The sequence below is a fragment of the Kitasatospora sp. NPDC101447 genome (genome assembly GCF_044767225.1).
Classification (GTDB): Bacteria; Actinomycetota; Actinomycetes; order Streptomycetales; family Streptomycetaceae; genus Kitasatospora.
In genome coordinates this window covers 170,512-184,623 of sequence record NZ_JBIWNL010000008.1, presented here as the reverse complement: position 1 = coordinate 184,623, position 14,112 = coordinate 170,512, and the positions used below count along the sequence as shown (strand labels likewise).

Below are 14,112 nucleotides of genomic sequence, written 5' to 3'. Positions count from 1 at the left end.
ACGGACGAGGTGCACGAGCGTCGGAGCATATCGGTCATTCCGTCGGGCGGTCCGGTCGCGGACGGTGGGCCGCCCGACCGGTGTCAGTGCGGCGTCGCGGGAGCCCGTCGGACGGGTGCCAGCTGGTCGAAGCAGTAGTAGACGGCGAGGACGGCATGGGTGGCGAGCATGGCGACGGGGCTGAGGTAGGCGATCCCGACCGTGGCCAGGTAGGCCAGGCCGCCGAGGCCGAAGCGGCGCATCGCGGCGTTCACGTCGGCCCGGGGGACGGGCGTGCGCAGGGCGCGCGCGTCGCGGGTGAAGGAGAGGAACAGCAGGGTGAAGGCGAGGCCCATGGCGACCATGGTGGCCGCGTAGACGGCGGCCGCGGTGTGGGCGTCGGTGTCCTCCGCCGTGAGGTAGGTGGCGAGCAGGCGGGTGGGGAAGGGGATGACGGAGACGGTGAGGAGGAGGAAGAGGTTGGCGAAGAGGGTCCGCCGGTCGACGCGGCGCGCGAGTGCGCACATGGCGTGGTGGTTGATCCAGATGATGCCGATGACGAGGAAACTGACGAGGTAGGCGAAGTAGGAGGGCCACTGGTGGGCCAGGGCCCCGGCGAGGCTCTGGCCGTGCAGGCCGTCGGGTTCGGGAACGTTCAGGTCCAGGACGAGCAGGGTGATGGCGATGGCGAAGACGCCGTCGCTGAAGGCCTCCAGACGGGCGGTGCTGAAGTCGGTGGAGTCCCGGCGGGACGGATCGGGCGCGGGGGTGCTCATGGGGTCTCCGGCGGAAGGTCGATGACGCCGGCCGGAGACAACTCTCCCGGACCGGGAACCGGAGAGTGTGCCACCCCCCTGACAGACCTCTGCCGGTGGTCCGCCCCGGGCCGTGGACGAGGACGGAGTTGGGCGGCCGCGACGAGGGCGGCCGGCCGCACCCCCGTCGCGGCCGCCCGCCGTCGTGCCGGACCTACGGGTGGTAGACGACCTCGGGGAAGGCCTTCGACGGCCCGTCGAGCAGGTCGCCGCAGTGCCGGTTGCGCAGGTGGAGGTCGAAGAAGGCGCGCGGGTAGGCCTGTTGGATGAGGATGCCGCGGTCGGGGTCGAGGGTGCCGACCGCGGACTGGATCTGCTGCTCGGTCATGCCGAGGAGCCTGCCCGCCTGCGGGATCAGCGTCATGTCGTCGCCGTACGAGGTGTGCACGGCGCCGGTGGCCTGGACGTCGAGGCGCCAGCCGCGCAGGTGGCCCCAGAAGGTCTCGACGTACGGGCTGGCGGCCCGGGTGTAGGTGGCGGTCATCAGCATGAACGGCCGGTCGATGTCGGTGGTGACGGCGGGGTTCGACTCCATCCGGCCGTCCAGGGTGAGGCCGGCGCGGATGCGCGGGTCGGCGACCATGGCGAGGGCGGCGGCGGTGCCGCCCTTGGACCAGCCGGAGACACCGATGTTCCGCGCGTCCAGGCCGCCGAGCAGGCCGGTCGGCAGGGTACGGCCGTCGACGTCGGGGTTGCGTCCGTTGGCCAGGTCGACGACGCGTTCGAGGAGGAAGAGCAGGTCGGCGGCGTAGTCCTTCGGGTACAGCCCTGGGGCGACGCCGTCCCGGGTGACGACGGTCCCGTCCGGGAACTCGGTGATGGCGTCATGGGTGTGGTCGACGGTGACCACGGCGAAGCCGTGGCTGGCCAACTCCTGGACCATGACGGTGTGGTCGGCGCGGTGGCTGCCCGCGCCGTGCGAGTAGAGCACGACGGGCAACGGCCGGCCGGTCCGGTGGACGGGCGCGCCCTGGTGGCCGCTGGTGAGCGGGGCGAGGGAGGGGTCGAGCGGGAAGCCGACGTCGTTGAGGAAGGCCTTCAGGGCGCCCGCGGTCATCCAGGGGGCGAGCGGGTACGCGTCGGCGTCCGCTACCCGGGCCGGGTACCAGACGGTGGCCATCAGCTCGCGGAACCGTCCGGGCCTGGCGTTCGGGTCGAGCCGGGACTCGTCGCGCAGGTGCAGCGGCACCATGCCCACCGGGAAGGGGCCGGTGGGAGCGGGCAGGGTGAGCCGTGCGGGGGCGGCGGGGACGGTGCCGGTGGCTGCGGATGCGGCTGCGGATGCGGGAGCGGCCGAGGCGGCGCGGGCGAGGCCCAGCGGTGCGACGGCGCCCAGGGCGAGGGCAGCGCCCAGCATGCGGCGGCGGGTCGGTGCGGTACGGCGTACCGGCGCGGCGTCCCTCGGCGCGGTGTCCGTCGGAATGGTGTCCATCGGCGTGGTGTCCATGCCCGGAAGGCTGTCACGCGGGGCCGATGGGCGACATCAGCCCGGGGATTGACCGTCCGTCACCTCGCATGGGCCCACGGGTTTACGTCCCCGGGCTGACGCGGAACGGGTGCGGACGCCTGGTCCACCGTGGCGTCGGCCTGATCCGGGCGTCCGACCGCTCCGAAGTCCCGGACACTGCGCTGGATACGGTCACGGGCGGGGCCTCGCCGGGGGTGCGGCCGGGGCCGTCCGGGTTCGACGCGGGGGCAGGGGCACGAAACCGCTGGTACGGGCGGTGTATTCGGCCCAACCGGGCCGCTGCGCGCCCATCTGCCGTTCCAGCAGCGGTTTGCCGCTGCCGAAGGCGAGCAGCCAGGTCATGAGCACCGGGCTGAGGACGAAGGCCCAGCCGACGGGCGCGTCGGCGGCGAGCAGGAACAGGCCCCACCACACGCAGGCGTCGCCGAAGTAGTTCGGGTGGCGGGTGTACCGCCACAGACCGCGGTCCATGATCCGGCCGCGGTTGGCCGGGTCGGCCTTGAAGCGGGCGAGTTGCCGGTCCCCGACCGTCTCGAAGAACAGGCCGACCGCCCACAGTGCGGTGCCCGCCCAGGCGAGCACGCCGGGCGGGTGGGGCAGGTACTGGGCGGTCTGGACGGGCAGGGAGACGAACCAGACGAGGGCGGCCTGGAGCAGGTAGACCGTCCGCAGGGCGTACCGGGTGCGGGCCGGCCCCTCGGGGGCGCGGGCGAGCATCCGGGCGTAGCGCGGGTCCTCGGTGGCACCGCGGGCGCGCCACCAGATGTGCCCGGACAGCCGCAGGCCCCACACGGTGACCAGGACGGTGGCCAGCAGGCGGCGCTCGGGGTTCCCGTGGCCGTCCGAGAGCGCGAAGCCGCTCAGCGCCACGGCGGTGAAGGCGAGCCCCCAGGCGACGTCCACCCCGCGGTGACGCCCGGTGCGCACCCCCGCCGCGAACGCGGTGAGCATGACGGCGAGGGCGACGGCGGCGTTGACGGCGAGGTTGAGCGCGAAGGCGGCGGCGTTCACGACAGGCTCCGGTACCGGTCGGCCGGCTGGAGCGCGGACGATCGGCCACCGGGCCGGCCGGCCCGGACGAGGACGACGGCGGCGGTGCCGGTGGGGGCCGCCGCTCTCACGCCGTCACCCCGTCGCGGGTGAGGAGGATCTGGTGGACGTCGAGGTAGCCGGTGCGGAACCCGGCCTCGGAGTACGCGAGGTAGAGCTCCCACGTGCGCCGGAAGACCTCGTCGAAGCCGAGGGCCGCGACCTGCGGCGACCGTTCGGTGAAGCGTTCGCGCCACAGCCGCAGGGTCTCGGCGTAGTGCGGCCCGTACGCGTCGGACCGTACCGTCCGCAGCCGGGTGTGCCGGGTGGCGGCCTCCTCGATCGCCCGCAGGGACGGGATGAGACCGCCGGGGAAGACGTACTTGAGGATCCAGGTGTAGGTGCGGCTGGAGGCGAGCATCCGGTCGTGGGACATGGTGATCGCCTGGAGGGCGACGCGTCCGCCGGGCGCCAGGACCCGGTCGAGGGTGGCGAAGTAGTCCGGCCAGAACGGCCGGCCCACGGCCTCGATCATCTCGACGCTGACGACGGCGTCGTACCGGCCTTCGGCGGCGCGGTAGTCGCACAGCCGGACCTGCGCCCGGTCCGCCTGCCCGGCGTCGGCGATCCGGCGCCGGGCGAGGGCGAGTTGTTCCCCGGAGAGGGTCAGGCTGACGACGCGGGCGCCGCGGGCGGCTGCGCGCAGGGCGAGTTCGCCCCATCCGGTGCCGATCTCCAGCAGCCGGGTGCCGGGGCCGACGCGGGCCAGGTCGAGCAGCCGGTCGATCTTGCGGTGCTGGGCCGCGGGCAGGCCGTCCCGGGTGGCGAGCGGTTCGTGGGCGCGGCCGGTCGGGAAGAGGGCCGAGGAGTAGGTCATCGTCGGGTCGAGGAACAGCGCGAACAGGTCGTTGGACAGGTCGTAGTGCCGGTGGATGTTGCGCCGCGCGTTCCCCGGGGTGGACAGTTCGTCGTCCGGAGGCTTCTGGACGTAGAGGCGGCGCAGCCACTGTGTGCCGGCCGGCACGAGGGTCTGGGGCGCGGCGGCGAGTCCGGTGAGCAGCGCGACCAGGTCGGGGCTGTCCCAGTCGCCGGCCTGGTAGGACTCCCCGAAGCCGATCAGGCCGCCCGCGCCGACCCGGTGGAGGAAGGCCCGCGGGCGGTGCAGGCGCAGGACCGGAGCCCCGGGCGGGGCCGGCCGCGGGGTGCGGCCGCCGGGGAGCTCGACGCGCAGGCCGCGACGCGAGGCCACCCGGCGCAGCAGGCAGGCGGCGACGGCCGCGCGCAGCGGCGCGTGCGGGACCCGGGCGACGTCCGGCCAGCGCGCGGGGTCGACGGGGGTCGTCGGCGTTGCTGTCGGGGGAAGCGTGGTCGTCATGGGGTGGGCGCCTCTTCCGTGGTGGGAGCGGTGGGCCCGTCGGCGGTCCGGGGCGGGCCGGCGGGCGGGCGGGGGTGGACGGGCAGGCCGCTGAGCCACAGGCGGACGCCCTGGTAGCGGATGTGCAGGCTGACGGCCCAGGTGGCGAACGGGTGGGTGAGGACGGCGCGCAGCAGGGCCGCGGGGCCCGCCGGCCGTGCGGTGCCGCGGACGGTGGCGGTGAAGGCCCGGCGGCCCCGGCGCTCCAGGTGGACCGTCAGGTGGAGCCGCTCCGCCGGTTCGGGCAGCACCATCGTGTAGCGGCCGTCGACGGGGAAGAACGGTGAGACGTGGAAGTCCTTGTCGCTCTCGCCGCGGCCGTCGGGGTCGGGCGCCAGCAGGTAGCGGTGCCGGCCGCCGTAGGTGTTGTGGACCTCGGCGACCGTGCAGAGCGGACGGCCGGACCGGTCGCGGCACCAGTAGACGGTCAGCGGGTTGAACACGTGCCCCAGCGAACGGGCCTGCGTGAGCATCAGCACCGTCCCGTCGCCCAGCCGGATGCCGCGGGCGGCGAGGAAGCGCTCCAGGTCCTGGCGGAGCGTCGGCGGCCTGGCGGCCGGGTCGAGGGCGTGGTCGCGCGGCAGGAACCGGGCCAGCGGCCGCAGCGGCCGCGGCAGGGCGGGCAGGCGGTCGAGGTCCACCAGCCACAGGTAGCCGCGGTGCCGGAACGAGCGCCTGCGGGGCGCGGTGCGCACGTGCGTCGTGACGGTGTCGTAGAGGATCGCCCCCCACGGTCCGGGCAGGGCGGTGGTCACGGCACGCTCACCCCGAGCAGTGCGTGGGCGGCCTCGACGCCGGAACGGCAGCCGTCCTCGTGGAAGCCCCAGCCGTGGTAGGCACCGGCGAACACGGTTCGGGCGCGGGCGAGTTCGGGCAGCCGGCGCTGGGCGGCGACCGTACGCGCGGTGTGGACCGGGTGCTCGTAGACGGTGCGGGAGACCACCAGTTCCTCGGGGATCGGCTGCTGCCGGTCCTCGTTGAGCGTGACCAGGTAGTCGGTGTCGGTGTCCAGCCGCAGCAGCCGGTTGAGGTGGTAGCTGACCCGCACCCGGTCGGAGGACGCGCTGCAGTGGGGCATCCGGTAGTTCCACGAACCGCGCGCCGGGCGCGCGGAGGGGAGGACCGTCCGGTCGCGGTGCAGCACCGTCGGGTTGACCGAGTAGGTGAAGGCACCGAGGACCGCTCGCTCGGCGTCGCTCGGGTCGGCGAGCAGCCGCAGCGCCTGGTCGGCATGGGTGGCGACCACCACCGCGTCGGCTTCGGTGCGCCGCCCGTCCGCGCAGACCACGGTGACACCGTCCGGGTGTCGGCGGACCGCACGAACGGGGGCGGACCGGTGGACGGCGGTGAGCCGCGCCGCGATCCGGTCGACGTAGGTGCGCGAGCCGCCGACGACGGTGCGCCAGGTCGGCGATCCGGTCACGGAGAGCATGCCGTGGTTGCGGAGGAACGCGAAGAGGTAGCGGGCCGGGTAGTCGCCCGCGAGGTCGGGGGCGCAGGACCACACGGCGGACACCACCGGGGTCATGAAGTGGCTCACGAAGTAGGGCGAGAAGCCCTCGGCGGCGAGGAAGTCCCGCAGGCTCGGATCGCCCGCCCCCGGGTCGGCGAGCAGGCGGCGGGCGAGCCGGTGGAAACGGGGCACTTCGGCGAGCATGCGCAGGTACCGGCCGCGCAGCACGACGTCGGGACGGGCGAACAGCCCGGCCGGCCCCTTGGCGCCCGCGTACTCCAGGCCGCACCCGTCGCAGCGCACGGACATGCTCATCACGCTGTCCTGGGTGCGGATGCCGAGTTCGGCGAAGAGGCGCACCAGGTACGGGTAGGTGCGCTCGTTGTGCACCAGGAACCCGGTGTCCAGCGCCACCGTCCGGCCGTCCCGGTCCGTGGCCCGCTGCGTGTGGGCGTGGCCTCCGAGGCGGCCCTCGGCCTCGAACAACTCGACCTCCACCCCGGCCCGGCAGAGCTCGTGGGCCGCGGTGAGCCCGGCGACGCCGGATCCCACCACCGCCACCGTGCGTGGACGCCCGCCGGGGAGCGCGGCGGTGGACCGCGTGGTGGAGACGGTGTCGAACATGGTCACGAGAGCCCCTCCCGAGGGGGCCGCGACGCGGCCCGCATGGACGTTGCACCGGATCTTCGGAAGCGGAGCCCGGCCCGGATTGGCCCGACTTCGCGCGCACGGACGGCAGAGCAGGGGCAGGGGCAGGGGGACGGGACGTCACCGGCAGGCGGCCGCCGGGACGGGGCCTCAGTCCGTGACGGCCTGCTCGATGAGGTCGACGGCGTCCGCGAGGGTGAAGGGGCGGACGGCGCCGGCCGGCGGCCGGCTGCGGGCCCACCCGGGACCGGCGGCGACCACCACGGCCCCGCCGCGGGAGCCGCGTGGACCCCACACGCTGTCGCCGACCCTGCGCACCAGCTCGCGGTCCGCGGTGTGCCGGTCCTGGGACCAGATCATCACGGCCCCCGGACCGATCCGGTGGACGGCGTCCAGCAGGGCCCGGGACGGGACGGCCGCGCCCAACATCCGGAAGGGAACGGCACGTTCGGTCAGCGCCGCGGCCGTGGCGTCGAGCGGGAGGGTGTGCAGTTCGAGGGGCGTCGCGGTCAGCAGGACGGGCCGCGCCGGCCGGGCCGTGAAGGCACCGACGGCCACGCCCCGCAGGGCGGTGGAGACGTGCCAGGACAGCAGGTGCTCGACCTCGACGTACTGCTCGCCGTCCGCCGCCCACTTGCGGCCCGCGGCACGGAGGGCCGGCATCATGACGTCCGTCCACGCGTCGACCACGCCGAGCGCTTCCAGCGCCTCCCGCAGGATCCTGGCGACCTCCGGCGCGTCGAGCCGTACCGCCGCCCGGGCCAGGCCCCGGCATTCGGGGCGCACCGTCCCGACGTGCAGGGCGCGGCTTCCGCCCGGGCCGGGACCGGTGCGTTCGCCGCCCCGGGAGCCCGCCTGCGGCGCGGGCGGCGCGGCGAGTGCGGGGAGTACGGGGAGCGCGGGCCGCAGGCCGTCCTCGGGGGCGGGGACGTTGCGCTCGGCCAGGGCCGCTCGGGCGGCCTCGCCCGGAGGGACCCCGCGTGCCGTCAGACGGCACATCGTCTCCAGGACGGCGATGTCCTGACGCCTCCAGCGGCGGTGATGCCCGGCCTCCCGGTGGGCGGGGCCGATGCCGTAGCGGCGTTCCCAGGAACGGACGGTGGTGGGGGACACGCCCAGACGCCGGGCCACGCCGCCCGTCGGGAGCCCCACGTCCTCCGCCGGGCCGGCCGGCGGGCCGGTCGGAGGGCCGGAAAGCGGGCCGGACAGCGGGTCCGGCCCTCCGGACCGCTCCCCGGTCCGCCGTCCGGCATCGAGGGCGGCCGAGGAGGTCACCATCCTGCGATCCTCCCGACGGCGAAACCCACACAGCACACCACCATGACGGCGATGACCAGCAGGGGAATCCAGCCCGGCCAGGCCGTGTGCAGTTCGACCGACTCCGGGGTGGAGATGCCCGCGCACGTCGACGCCTCGCACTCCGGCGTCTCGGTAGGGGGGCTCGCGGGAGCGGGACGCTCCTGAGTGGGGAGCTGCTGGTCGACGGTCATGACGTCCTCCCGCGGTCGGCGGTGGATCCGGTCCTCGGTGGATCCCGACATCTCCATGCTGCATCCGGCGGCTCCCCGCTCCCAGTCGCAGCGTTTCCGCACCGCTCCCGGACGCGGCGGGCCGGGCTGCGCGCTTTCTCCGGCGGTCCCGCACCGACTCCGTGCCGGGAGCCGCCGCCGTCATCGCCCCGCCCCCACGACACGGCCGGGCCGGGGCGACCGTCCGGCCGGACCTTCCTGCGCGCACGGGCGATCGCACTCGACGGCGAAGGCGGCCCGGAGCCGGATGAGGCCGTCGCGGATCCGGGTCTTGACGGTGCCCAACGGCACGCCGATCCGGTGCGCGATCTCCCGGTGCGAGTACCCGCCGAAGTAGGCCAGCACCACGGCCTCGCGCTGCACCGAGCTCAGATCCGCCAGAGCGGACCTGACCCGCAGCCGGTCCAGCGAGCGGACCGCCTCCTCCTCCGGCGGATCGCTCCGCACGGGCTCCCGGGCCGCGACCCGGTGGTCGCGCTCGGCAGCGGCGCGGGCGGAGCGCACACGGTCCACCGCGCGGTGGTGCGCGATCGTCAGCACCCAGGCCAGCACCGACCCGCGTTCGGGCCGGTAGGCCGCCGCGGTGCGCCAGACTTCCAGCAGGACCTCCTGGGCGACCTCCTCGGCGTGCGCGGGGCTGCGCAGCGTCCGCAGGGCGACGCCGTACACCGGTGCGGCGACCGCGCGGTACAGCACCTCGAACGCGCGGTCGTCGCCGTGCGCCGACAGCTCCAGGAGATGCCGCAGATCGGCAGCCGCCGGCACTTGCCTGCCGCTGGGATCCGGGTCGGTACGGGTCAGTACGAGCGAGGTCACGCCCCCACGCTGCAGCGATTCGGCACCGCGAGCGGAGTCGGACCGTTTGTGCATCGTTTCGGCGGGGGACCGGGAGCGCAGACGCTGCGGCACCGCTGCACCTGTGCCCGCCGCCGTCGACGGCCGATCCTGCAGAGGAGGCGGCGTACCCCGCGCCCATCCGGCCGTCGAGGAGGGGAACGGAGCGGACCATGAAGCGGCACGACGAGCCGTACGACGGGCCGCGCCCGGCGGCGGCCACGCACGAGGGCGCCGGAGGACCGGAATGAGCGGACCGCGCCCGCACTGGCTGTTCGGCGACCAGCTCGGGCCGCACTTCCTCGCCCCGGGGGACGGCGGCCCGGACCCGGACGCCCCGGTGGTCATGATCGAGGCCCGCTCGGTGCTGCGCCGGCGGCCGACTGGACGGGCTGCCCGAACTGCTGGCCGCCGAACGGGACCGCGGCCAGTCACCGCCGTGAGCGGGTGGCCACCGCGCCACCGGCCAGATCGGCCAGCACCTCCCGGGCGGCCCGCGCACCCGAGGCGAGCGCCCCCTGCACCGAGCCCGTGGCCCGGTGGTCCCCGCACACGTAGCGCCCCAGCGCGAACCGCGTGCCGCGGCTGAGCGGGAGCGGCGCCGGCCCGGCCGGCAGCGCCTCGGCGATCCGGTACTCCGCCAGCGGCTCCCAGGCCGAGGTGTCCGCCCCGTACAGCACGCCGGCCCGGGCCCGAGCCACCCGCTCGTCCGTGCCCGTCCCCAGGACCGAGGTCGACACCAGCGCCCGCCTGTCCGGTGAGCAGCCGGGGACGACCTCCGACAGCACCACGGTGTTCAGCACCTGCCGGCCCGCGTCCACGACCAGCGTCGGCTCGCGCAGCGGGCTGACCGGTGCCGCGTGGTAGAAGGTCGTCACCGCCCGCACCGCCGGGACCTCCAGGCCCGGCAGCAGCAGGGCGGCCTGCGCCGTCCCGGTCGCCACCACGACCGCGCGGGCCCGCAGCACCGAGCCGTCCGCGAGCACCACGCCGTCCGCCGTCACCCGCCCCACCCGGGTGCCGCGCACCAGCCGGTCCGTCGGCAACCGGGCCGCCAACTGCCGCGGCACGGCCCCGATGCCGTCCCGCGGCAGGCACAGGCTGCCGCGCAGCATGCTGCGCCACACCAGATGGAACAGCCGGCTGGAGGTCTCCAGCCCCTCCTCCAGGAACACCCCGGCCAGGAACGGGCGGAGCACCCCGTCGACGGTGCGCCGCGACACCCCGGCCCGCCGCAGCGCACGCGCGGTGCTCGTCTCCGGCAGGCGCTTGAGCAGGGCGGCGGGCAGCACCGCGTCCCCCGCGCACAGCAGCCCCAGCGCGGCCAGGTCGCGCAGCGGCAGCAGTCCGCCGCGCAACCGCCCGCCGCGCAACCGCCCGGTGGGCAGCAGGTCACCGGCCGCGCCCGGGCGCCTGGTCGGATCGACCACGCGGCGCGAGCCCCGCCCGTCGGCCAGCAGGAACCCGGGCGTGAACGGGCGCAGCCCCAGCGCGGCGAGCTCCAGACGCCGCCTGACCTGCGGGTAGGCGGTGTTGAACACCTGGAAGCCGCGGTCGAGCCGAAAGCCCCGGACCACGTCGGTGCGCATCCGTCCGCCCACGTCGTCGGCGGCTTCCAGAACCAGGACGTCCCGACCGGCCGCCGTCAGGTCGAGCGCGCAGGCCAGACCTGCCAGGCCCGCCCCCACCACGATGACCTCCGCTGCCCCGGCCGGAGCCTGCACTGCGTGGTGTGTCATCGGTCCACCTCCCGTGCCGCCGTACGGTCACGGGAAGTTCGGAGCCGGGTGGTGAAGCGGATTGGACACGGCGATACGGCCATCGCACCGGACGTGCCGGTCCGCCGTCGGAGGACACCCGCACCGTAAGGTCCTCACCGAGGACACGAGGCCCGGCCGTCCGCGCGGCGCAGACATCGCGGCGCAGGCGTCTCGGACCAGGTGTCGCGGAGCAGGCGTCGTCGGAGAAGCCCCGGCCGGCCGGGGAAGGACGAGAGAAGGGCTGGGACGTCACATGAAACAGCGCAGTCTGCGGGACCTCCGGGTGTCGGCCATCGGCCTCGGCTGCATGGGGATGTCCGCCTTCTACGGCACGGCCGACCAGGACGAGGGCATCGCGACCATCCGGCGCGCCCTGGAGCTCGGCGTCAACTTCCTCGACACCGCGCAGGTCTACGGACCGCTCACCAACGAGTCCCTGGTCGGCGAGGCCGTGCGGGGACACCGTGACGAGTACGTGATCGCCACGAAGTTCAACTACCGGATGGACGGCGCCGTTCCGGGCGACATGTCCACGGTGGGCCCCCAGGACGGTTCCGCCGCGCACGTCCGCAGCTCCGTCCACGGTTCGCTCGCGCGGCTCGGCACCGACCACATCGACCTGTACTACCAGCACCGGGTCGACCCGGCCGTGCCCATCGAGGAGACCGTGGGCGCGCTCGGCGAACTCGTCGCCGAGGGCAAGGTGCGGCACATCGGGCTGAGCGAGGCGAGCGCGGAGACCATCCGTCGCGCCCACGCCGTCCACCCGGTCACCGCCGTCCAGAGCGAGTACTCGCTCTGGACGCGGGACGTGGAAGCCGAGGTGCTCCCGATGTGCCGGGAGCTCGGGATCGGCTTCGTGCCGTACTCCCCGCTCGGCCGCGGCTTCCTGGCGGGCCGCTTCAGCTCCCCGGACGAGCTCGACCGGGACGACTTCCGCCGCACCAACCCGCGCTTCACCGACGCCAATCTGGCGGCCAACCTCCGGCTCGCGGAGAAGGTCAAGCAGATCGCCGCGGAGAAGGAGGTCACTCCGGCCCAGCTGGCGATCGCCTGGGTACTGGCCCGCGGCGAGGACCTCGTGCCGATCCCGGGCACCAAGCGTCGCACCTACCTGGAGCAGAACGCGGGCGCGGTCGACGTCGAGCTGACCGACGAGGACCTGGCCCGCATCGAGGCCGAGCTACCCGAGGTGGCGGGCGAGCGCTACGACGAGGACGGGATGCGGGCGGTGAACCGCTGAGCTGCAGAACCACTGAGCTGCCGAACCGCCAAGCTGCTGAGCTGCTGAGCTGCTGAACGACTGGACCGCTGAACCCGCTTGTCAGAGGCGCGGGCTACGGTGCTGCGCCGTGGACATCGACGATCTTGACTACCGGGTCCGGGCCCAGTCCGGCTGCATCCCCCCGCAGCTGGTCGCCCGGCTCCTGGAACTCGGGCGCTCCGACGCGGTGGAGTCCTGGGCCGGGCGTGGGGAGTGGTTCTGCGCGCGGGAGTGGGCGCGGCTGCTCGCGGGCGACGGCCGGCCCGCGGAGGCGCTGGAGGTCCTCGCGCCGTACCCGGCGGCGGGCTGGTGGCCGGCCGCCGAGGCCAGGGCCGAGCTGCTGGAAGCGAGCGGCCGGTCCGACGAGGCGATCGCGCTGGTGCGGCCGCACGCGCAGGACGGCGAACGGCCCGCCCTGGGATTCCTCGCGCGTCTGCTCTCCCGGCACGGCCGCGCAGAGGAGGCGTTCACCCTGCTGCGCCCGCACATCGGGGACTGGAGCCTCGCGGAGGCGTTCGTCGACATCGCGGGGACCATCGGCCGTGACGAGGAGGCCGCTGAGCTGCTGGTCCGCCGGATCGAGGACACCCCGCGCTGCTGTGACTCCCCGTCGTGCGACGGCCGACGCAAGGTCGAGCCGTTCAACGCCGTCGGCCTGCTCGCGACGATCCGTGAACGCCAGGGCCGGGTCGACGACGCGGTGGCCCTGCTCCGTACCCGGGAGAGCACCTCGGTCAACAACCGCGACCAGCTGGCCGACCTGCTGGCCCGGCACGGCCGGATCGAGGAGCTGCGCGCGTACGCGGCGACCGACCACCACGGGCACGCGACACAGCGGCTGGCGGAGCTGCTGGAGGAGCGCGGCGACGTCGAGGGCGCGGTCGCGGCGTACCGGCAGGCCGCCGATCCGGCAGCCGGGGACCCGAACGCGGCGTACGCGCTCGCGCAGTTCCTGGTCCGGCACGGCCGGGGCGACGAGGCGATCGAGGTGATGCGTGCCCAGACCGACGCCCGCCCCTACGAGGACTGGATCCTCCACACCTTCGCCGACCTGTGCCTGGACCAGGGCCGCGCCCAGGACGGCCTGGCCCACCTCGACGACCTCAAGGCCCGCCGTGGCGGCGAGGAGGAGTGGGAACTGTTCTGGATGCGGCTGCCGCTGATCGCCGCCGCCGCAGGGGTCGACGAAGCGGTCGAGCATGCCCGGGCCCATCCCGAGGGCGGCACCTGGTACGCGGTCGCGCACGTCGCCTGGCTCCTGGCCCGCTCCGGGCGCACCGAGGAGGTCGTCGCCGTCCTCGACCGGAACGAGCCGGCCCACCGCCGCGACCTGGCCGGCCACCTCATCGACCTGGGCCGCATCGACGACGCCGTGGCCCTCCTCCGGCAGCACGACCCCCGGCCGCCCGCCCTACGGACCGGCACCTGGCACGACGAGCCCCCCTTCTGACCAGGGGAGCCTGAGTACCCGGACCGTTCCCGACCGGGTAGTGGAGCTCATGTGCGGTCCGGCGCGGCCCGGTGGAATCGGGTCCATGGACGACATCCCCGCCGGATCCGCATCGGACCGGCACGACCGCCACGCGTGGAAGTACCCGCTCGTCGCGGGCCTTCTGCTGCCGCTCTGCCAGATCCTCTACTGGTACTTCGCACTGGTCCGCGCGGTCGCGGTCGACCAGTGCACGCCCCGGGGCGCCTGCGGGCGGGACTGGGGCCCGCAGTACGACGTCGCCCACGGCCTGATGGGCGCACAGCTGGTGCTCGTCGTGGCTGCCTCGGTCCTGCCGCCACGGATCCGGTGGGCCCCGTGGCGCTTCGTCGCCTCCGCCGTGAGCGTGATGTGCGGCCTGGCCTGCAGCGTGGTGATCCAGGACTTCGGCTGACCGCGCCCGGGGGACACGGGAGCCGGCTCCGGCTCA

13 protein-coding genes are annotated in these 14,112 nt (G+C 74.8%); 3 read left to right on the top strand and 10 right to left on the bottom strand.

What is annotated here, in order from left to right; genetic code table 11:
* Positions 1 to 83: 83 nt before the first annotated feature.
* The 10 genes from ACIRST_RS14945 to ACIRST_RS14900 all read right to left on the bottom strand — a co-directional run bounded on the left by ACIRST_RS14945 (position 84) and on the right by ACIRST_RS14900 (position 10,908).
* The gene (locus ACIRST_RS14945; protein ID WP_402802625.1) at positions 84 to 755 is read right to left on the bottom strand and encodes a TMEM175 family protein; all 672 of its coding nucleotides are present in this window, start codon (positions 753 to 755) and stop codon (positions 84 to 86) included.
* A gap of 193 nt (positions 756 to 948) precedes the next feature.
* Positions 949 to 2,241 carry an alpha/beta hydrolase family protein gene (locus tag ACIRST_RS14940; protein ID WP_402802624.1) on the bottom strand — a complete coding sequence of 431 codons (1,293 nt, stop codon included), beginning with the start codon at positions 2,239 to 2,241 and terminating at the stop codon, positions 949 to 951.
* A gap of 192 nt (positions 2,242 to 2,433) precedes the next feature.
* Positions 2,434 to 3,213 carry a DUF1295 domain-containing protein gene (locus ACIRST_RS14935; protein ID WP_402802755.1) on the bottom strand — a complete coding sequence of 260 codons (780 nt, stop codon included), beginning with the start codon at positions 3,211 to 3,213 and terminating at the stop codon, positions 2,434 to 2,436.
* 166 nt (positions 3,214 to 3,379) lie between these two features.
* Complete coding sequence (locus ACIRST_RS14930; RefSeq protein ID WP_402802622.1) at positions 3,380 to 4,666, bottom strand: class I SAM-dependent methyltransferase; 1,287 nt, start codon at positions 4,664 to 4,666, stop codon at positions 3,380 to 3,382.
* Positions 4,663 to 5,460 carry a DUF1365 domain-containing protein gene (locus ACIRST_RS14925; RefSeq protein WP_402802621.1) on the bottom strand — a complete coding sequence of 266 codons (798 nt, stop codon included), beginning with the start codon at positions 5,458 to 5,460 and terminating at the stop codon, positions 4,663 to 4,665. Before ACIRST_RS14925 ends, ACIRST_RS14930 begins: the two co-directional genes overlap by 4 nt.
* The gene (locus ACIRST_RS14920; protein WP_402802753.1) at positions 5,457 to 6,782 is read right to left on the bottom strand and encodes an NAD(P)/FAD-dependent oxidoreductase; all 1,326 of its coding nucleotides are present in this window, start codon (positions 6,780 to 6,782) and stop codon (positions 5,457 to 5,459) included. Before ACIRST_RS14920 ends, ACIRST_RS14925 begins: the two co-directional genes overlap by 4 nt.
* 174 nt (positions 6,783 to 6,956) lie before the next feature.
* The gene (locus ACIRST_RS14915) at positions 6,957 to 7,919 is read right to left on the bottom strand and encodes a B12-binding domain-containing protein (RefSeq protein ID WP_402802620.1); all 963 of its coding nucleotides are present in this window, start codon (positions 7,917 to 7,919) and stop codon (positions 6,957 to 6,959) included.
* A gap of 158 nt (positions 7,920 to 8,077) precedes the next feature.
* A complete protein-coding gene (locus ACIRST_RS14910) occupies positions 8,078 to 8,353 on the bottom strand; it encodes a DUF6480 family protein (RefSeq protein ID WP_402802619.1) in 276 nt (91 codons plus the stop codon).
* A 123-nt stretch (positions 8,354 to 8,476) separates the two neighbouring features.
* Positions 8,477 to 9,100 (bottom strand): sigma-70 family RNA polymerase sigma factor, encoded by a 624-nt coding sequence (locus ACIRST_RS14905; protein WP_350524186.1) that lies wholly within the window; start codon positions 9,098 to 9,100, stop codon positions 8,477 to 8,479.
* Positions 9,101 to 9,600: 500 nt separating this feature from the next.
* Positions 9,601 to 10,908: an NAD(P)/FAD-dependent oxidoreductase gene (locus ACIRST_RS14900; RefSeq protein ID WP_402802618.1), complete on the bottom strand. Its 1,308-nt coding sequence runs from the start codon at positions 10,906 to 10,908 to the stop codon at positions 9,601 to 9,603.
* Between the two features lie 274 nt (positions 10,909 to 11,182).
* On the opposite strand from ACIRST_RS14900, the gene ACIRST_RS14895 reads away from it, so the two are divergent.
* The 3 genes from ACIRST_RS14895 to ACIRST_RS14885 all read left to right on the top strand — a co-directional run bounded on the left by ACIRST_RS14895 (position 11,183) and on the right by ACIRST_RS14885 (position 14,076).
* On the top strand, positions 11,183 to 12,172 hold the full coding sequence (locus tag ACIRST_RS14895; protein ID WP_350524115.1) for an aldo/keto reductase: 990 nt from the start codon (positions 11,183 to 11,185) through the stop codon (positions 12,170 to 12,172).
* A gap of 109 nt (positions 12,173 to 12,281) precedes the next feature.
* Positions 12,282 to 13,643 (top strand): tetratricopeptide repeat protein, encoded by a 1,362-nt coding sequence (locus ACIRST_RS14890; protein ID WP_402802617.1) that lies wholly within the window; start codon positions 12,282 to 12,284, stop codon positions 13,641 to 13,643.
* Positions 13,644 to 13,728: 85 nt separating this feature from the next.
* Entirely contained in the window at positions 13,729 to 14,076 is a 348-nt protein-coding gene (locus ACIRST_RS14885; RefSeq protein ID WP_402802616.1) for a hypothetical protein, read from the top strand.
* Positions 14,077 to 14,112: the final 36 nt, after the last annotated feature.

Excerpts from the sequence above, each read along its gene's own strand:
- ACIRST_RS14945 (WP_402802625.1), bottom strand. The coding sequence starts at position 755 with ATGAGCACCCCCGCGCCCGATCCGTCCCGCCGGGACTCCACCGACTTC.
- ACIRST_RS14920 (WP_402802753.1), bottom strand. The coding sequence starts at position 6,782 with ATGTTCGACACCGTCTCCACCACGCGGTCCACCGCCGCGCTCCCCGGC.
- ACIRST_RS14930 (WP_402802622.1), bottom strand. The coding sequence starts at position 4,666 with ATGACGACCACGCTTCCCCCGACAGCAACGCCGACGACCCCCGTCGAC.
- ACIRST_RS14940 (WP_402802624.1), bottom strand. The coding sequence starts at position 2,241 with ATGGACACCACGCCGATGGACACCATTCCGACGGACACCGCGCCGAGG.
- ACIRST_RS14895 (WP_350524115.1), top strand. The coding sequence starts at position 11,183 with ATGAAACAGCGCAGTCTGCGGGACCTCCGGGTGTCGGCCATCGGCCTC.
- ACIRST_RS14885 (WP_402802616.1), top strand. The coding sequence starts at position 13,729 with ATGGACGACATCCCCGCCGGATCCGCATCGGACCGGCACGACCGCCAC.
- ACIRST_RS14910 (WP_402802619.1), bottom strand. The coding sequence starts at position 8,353 with ATGGAGATGTCGGGATCCACCGAGGACCGGATCCACCGCCGACCGCGG.
- ACIRST_RS14900 (WP_402802618.1), bottom strand. The coding sequence starts at position 10,908 with ATGACACACCACGCAGTGCAGGCTCCGGCCGGGGCAGCGGAGGTCATC.
- ACIRST_RS14935 (WP_402802755.1), bottom strand. The coding sequence starts at position 3,213 with ATGCTCACCGCGTTCGCGGCGGGGGTGCGCACCGGGCGTCACCGCGGG.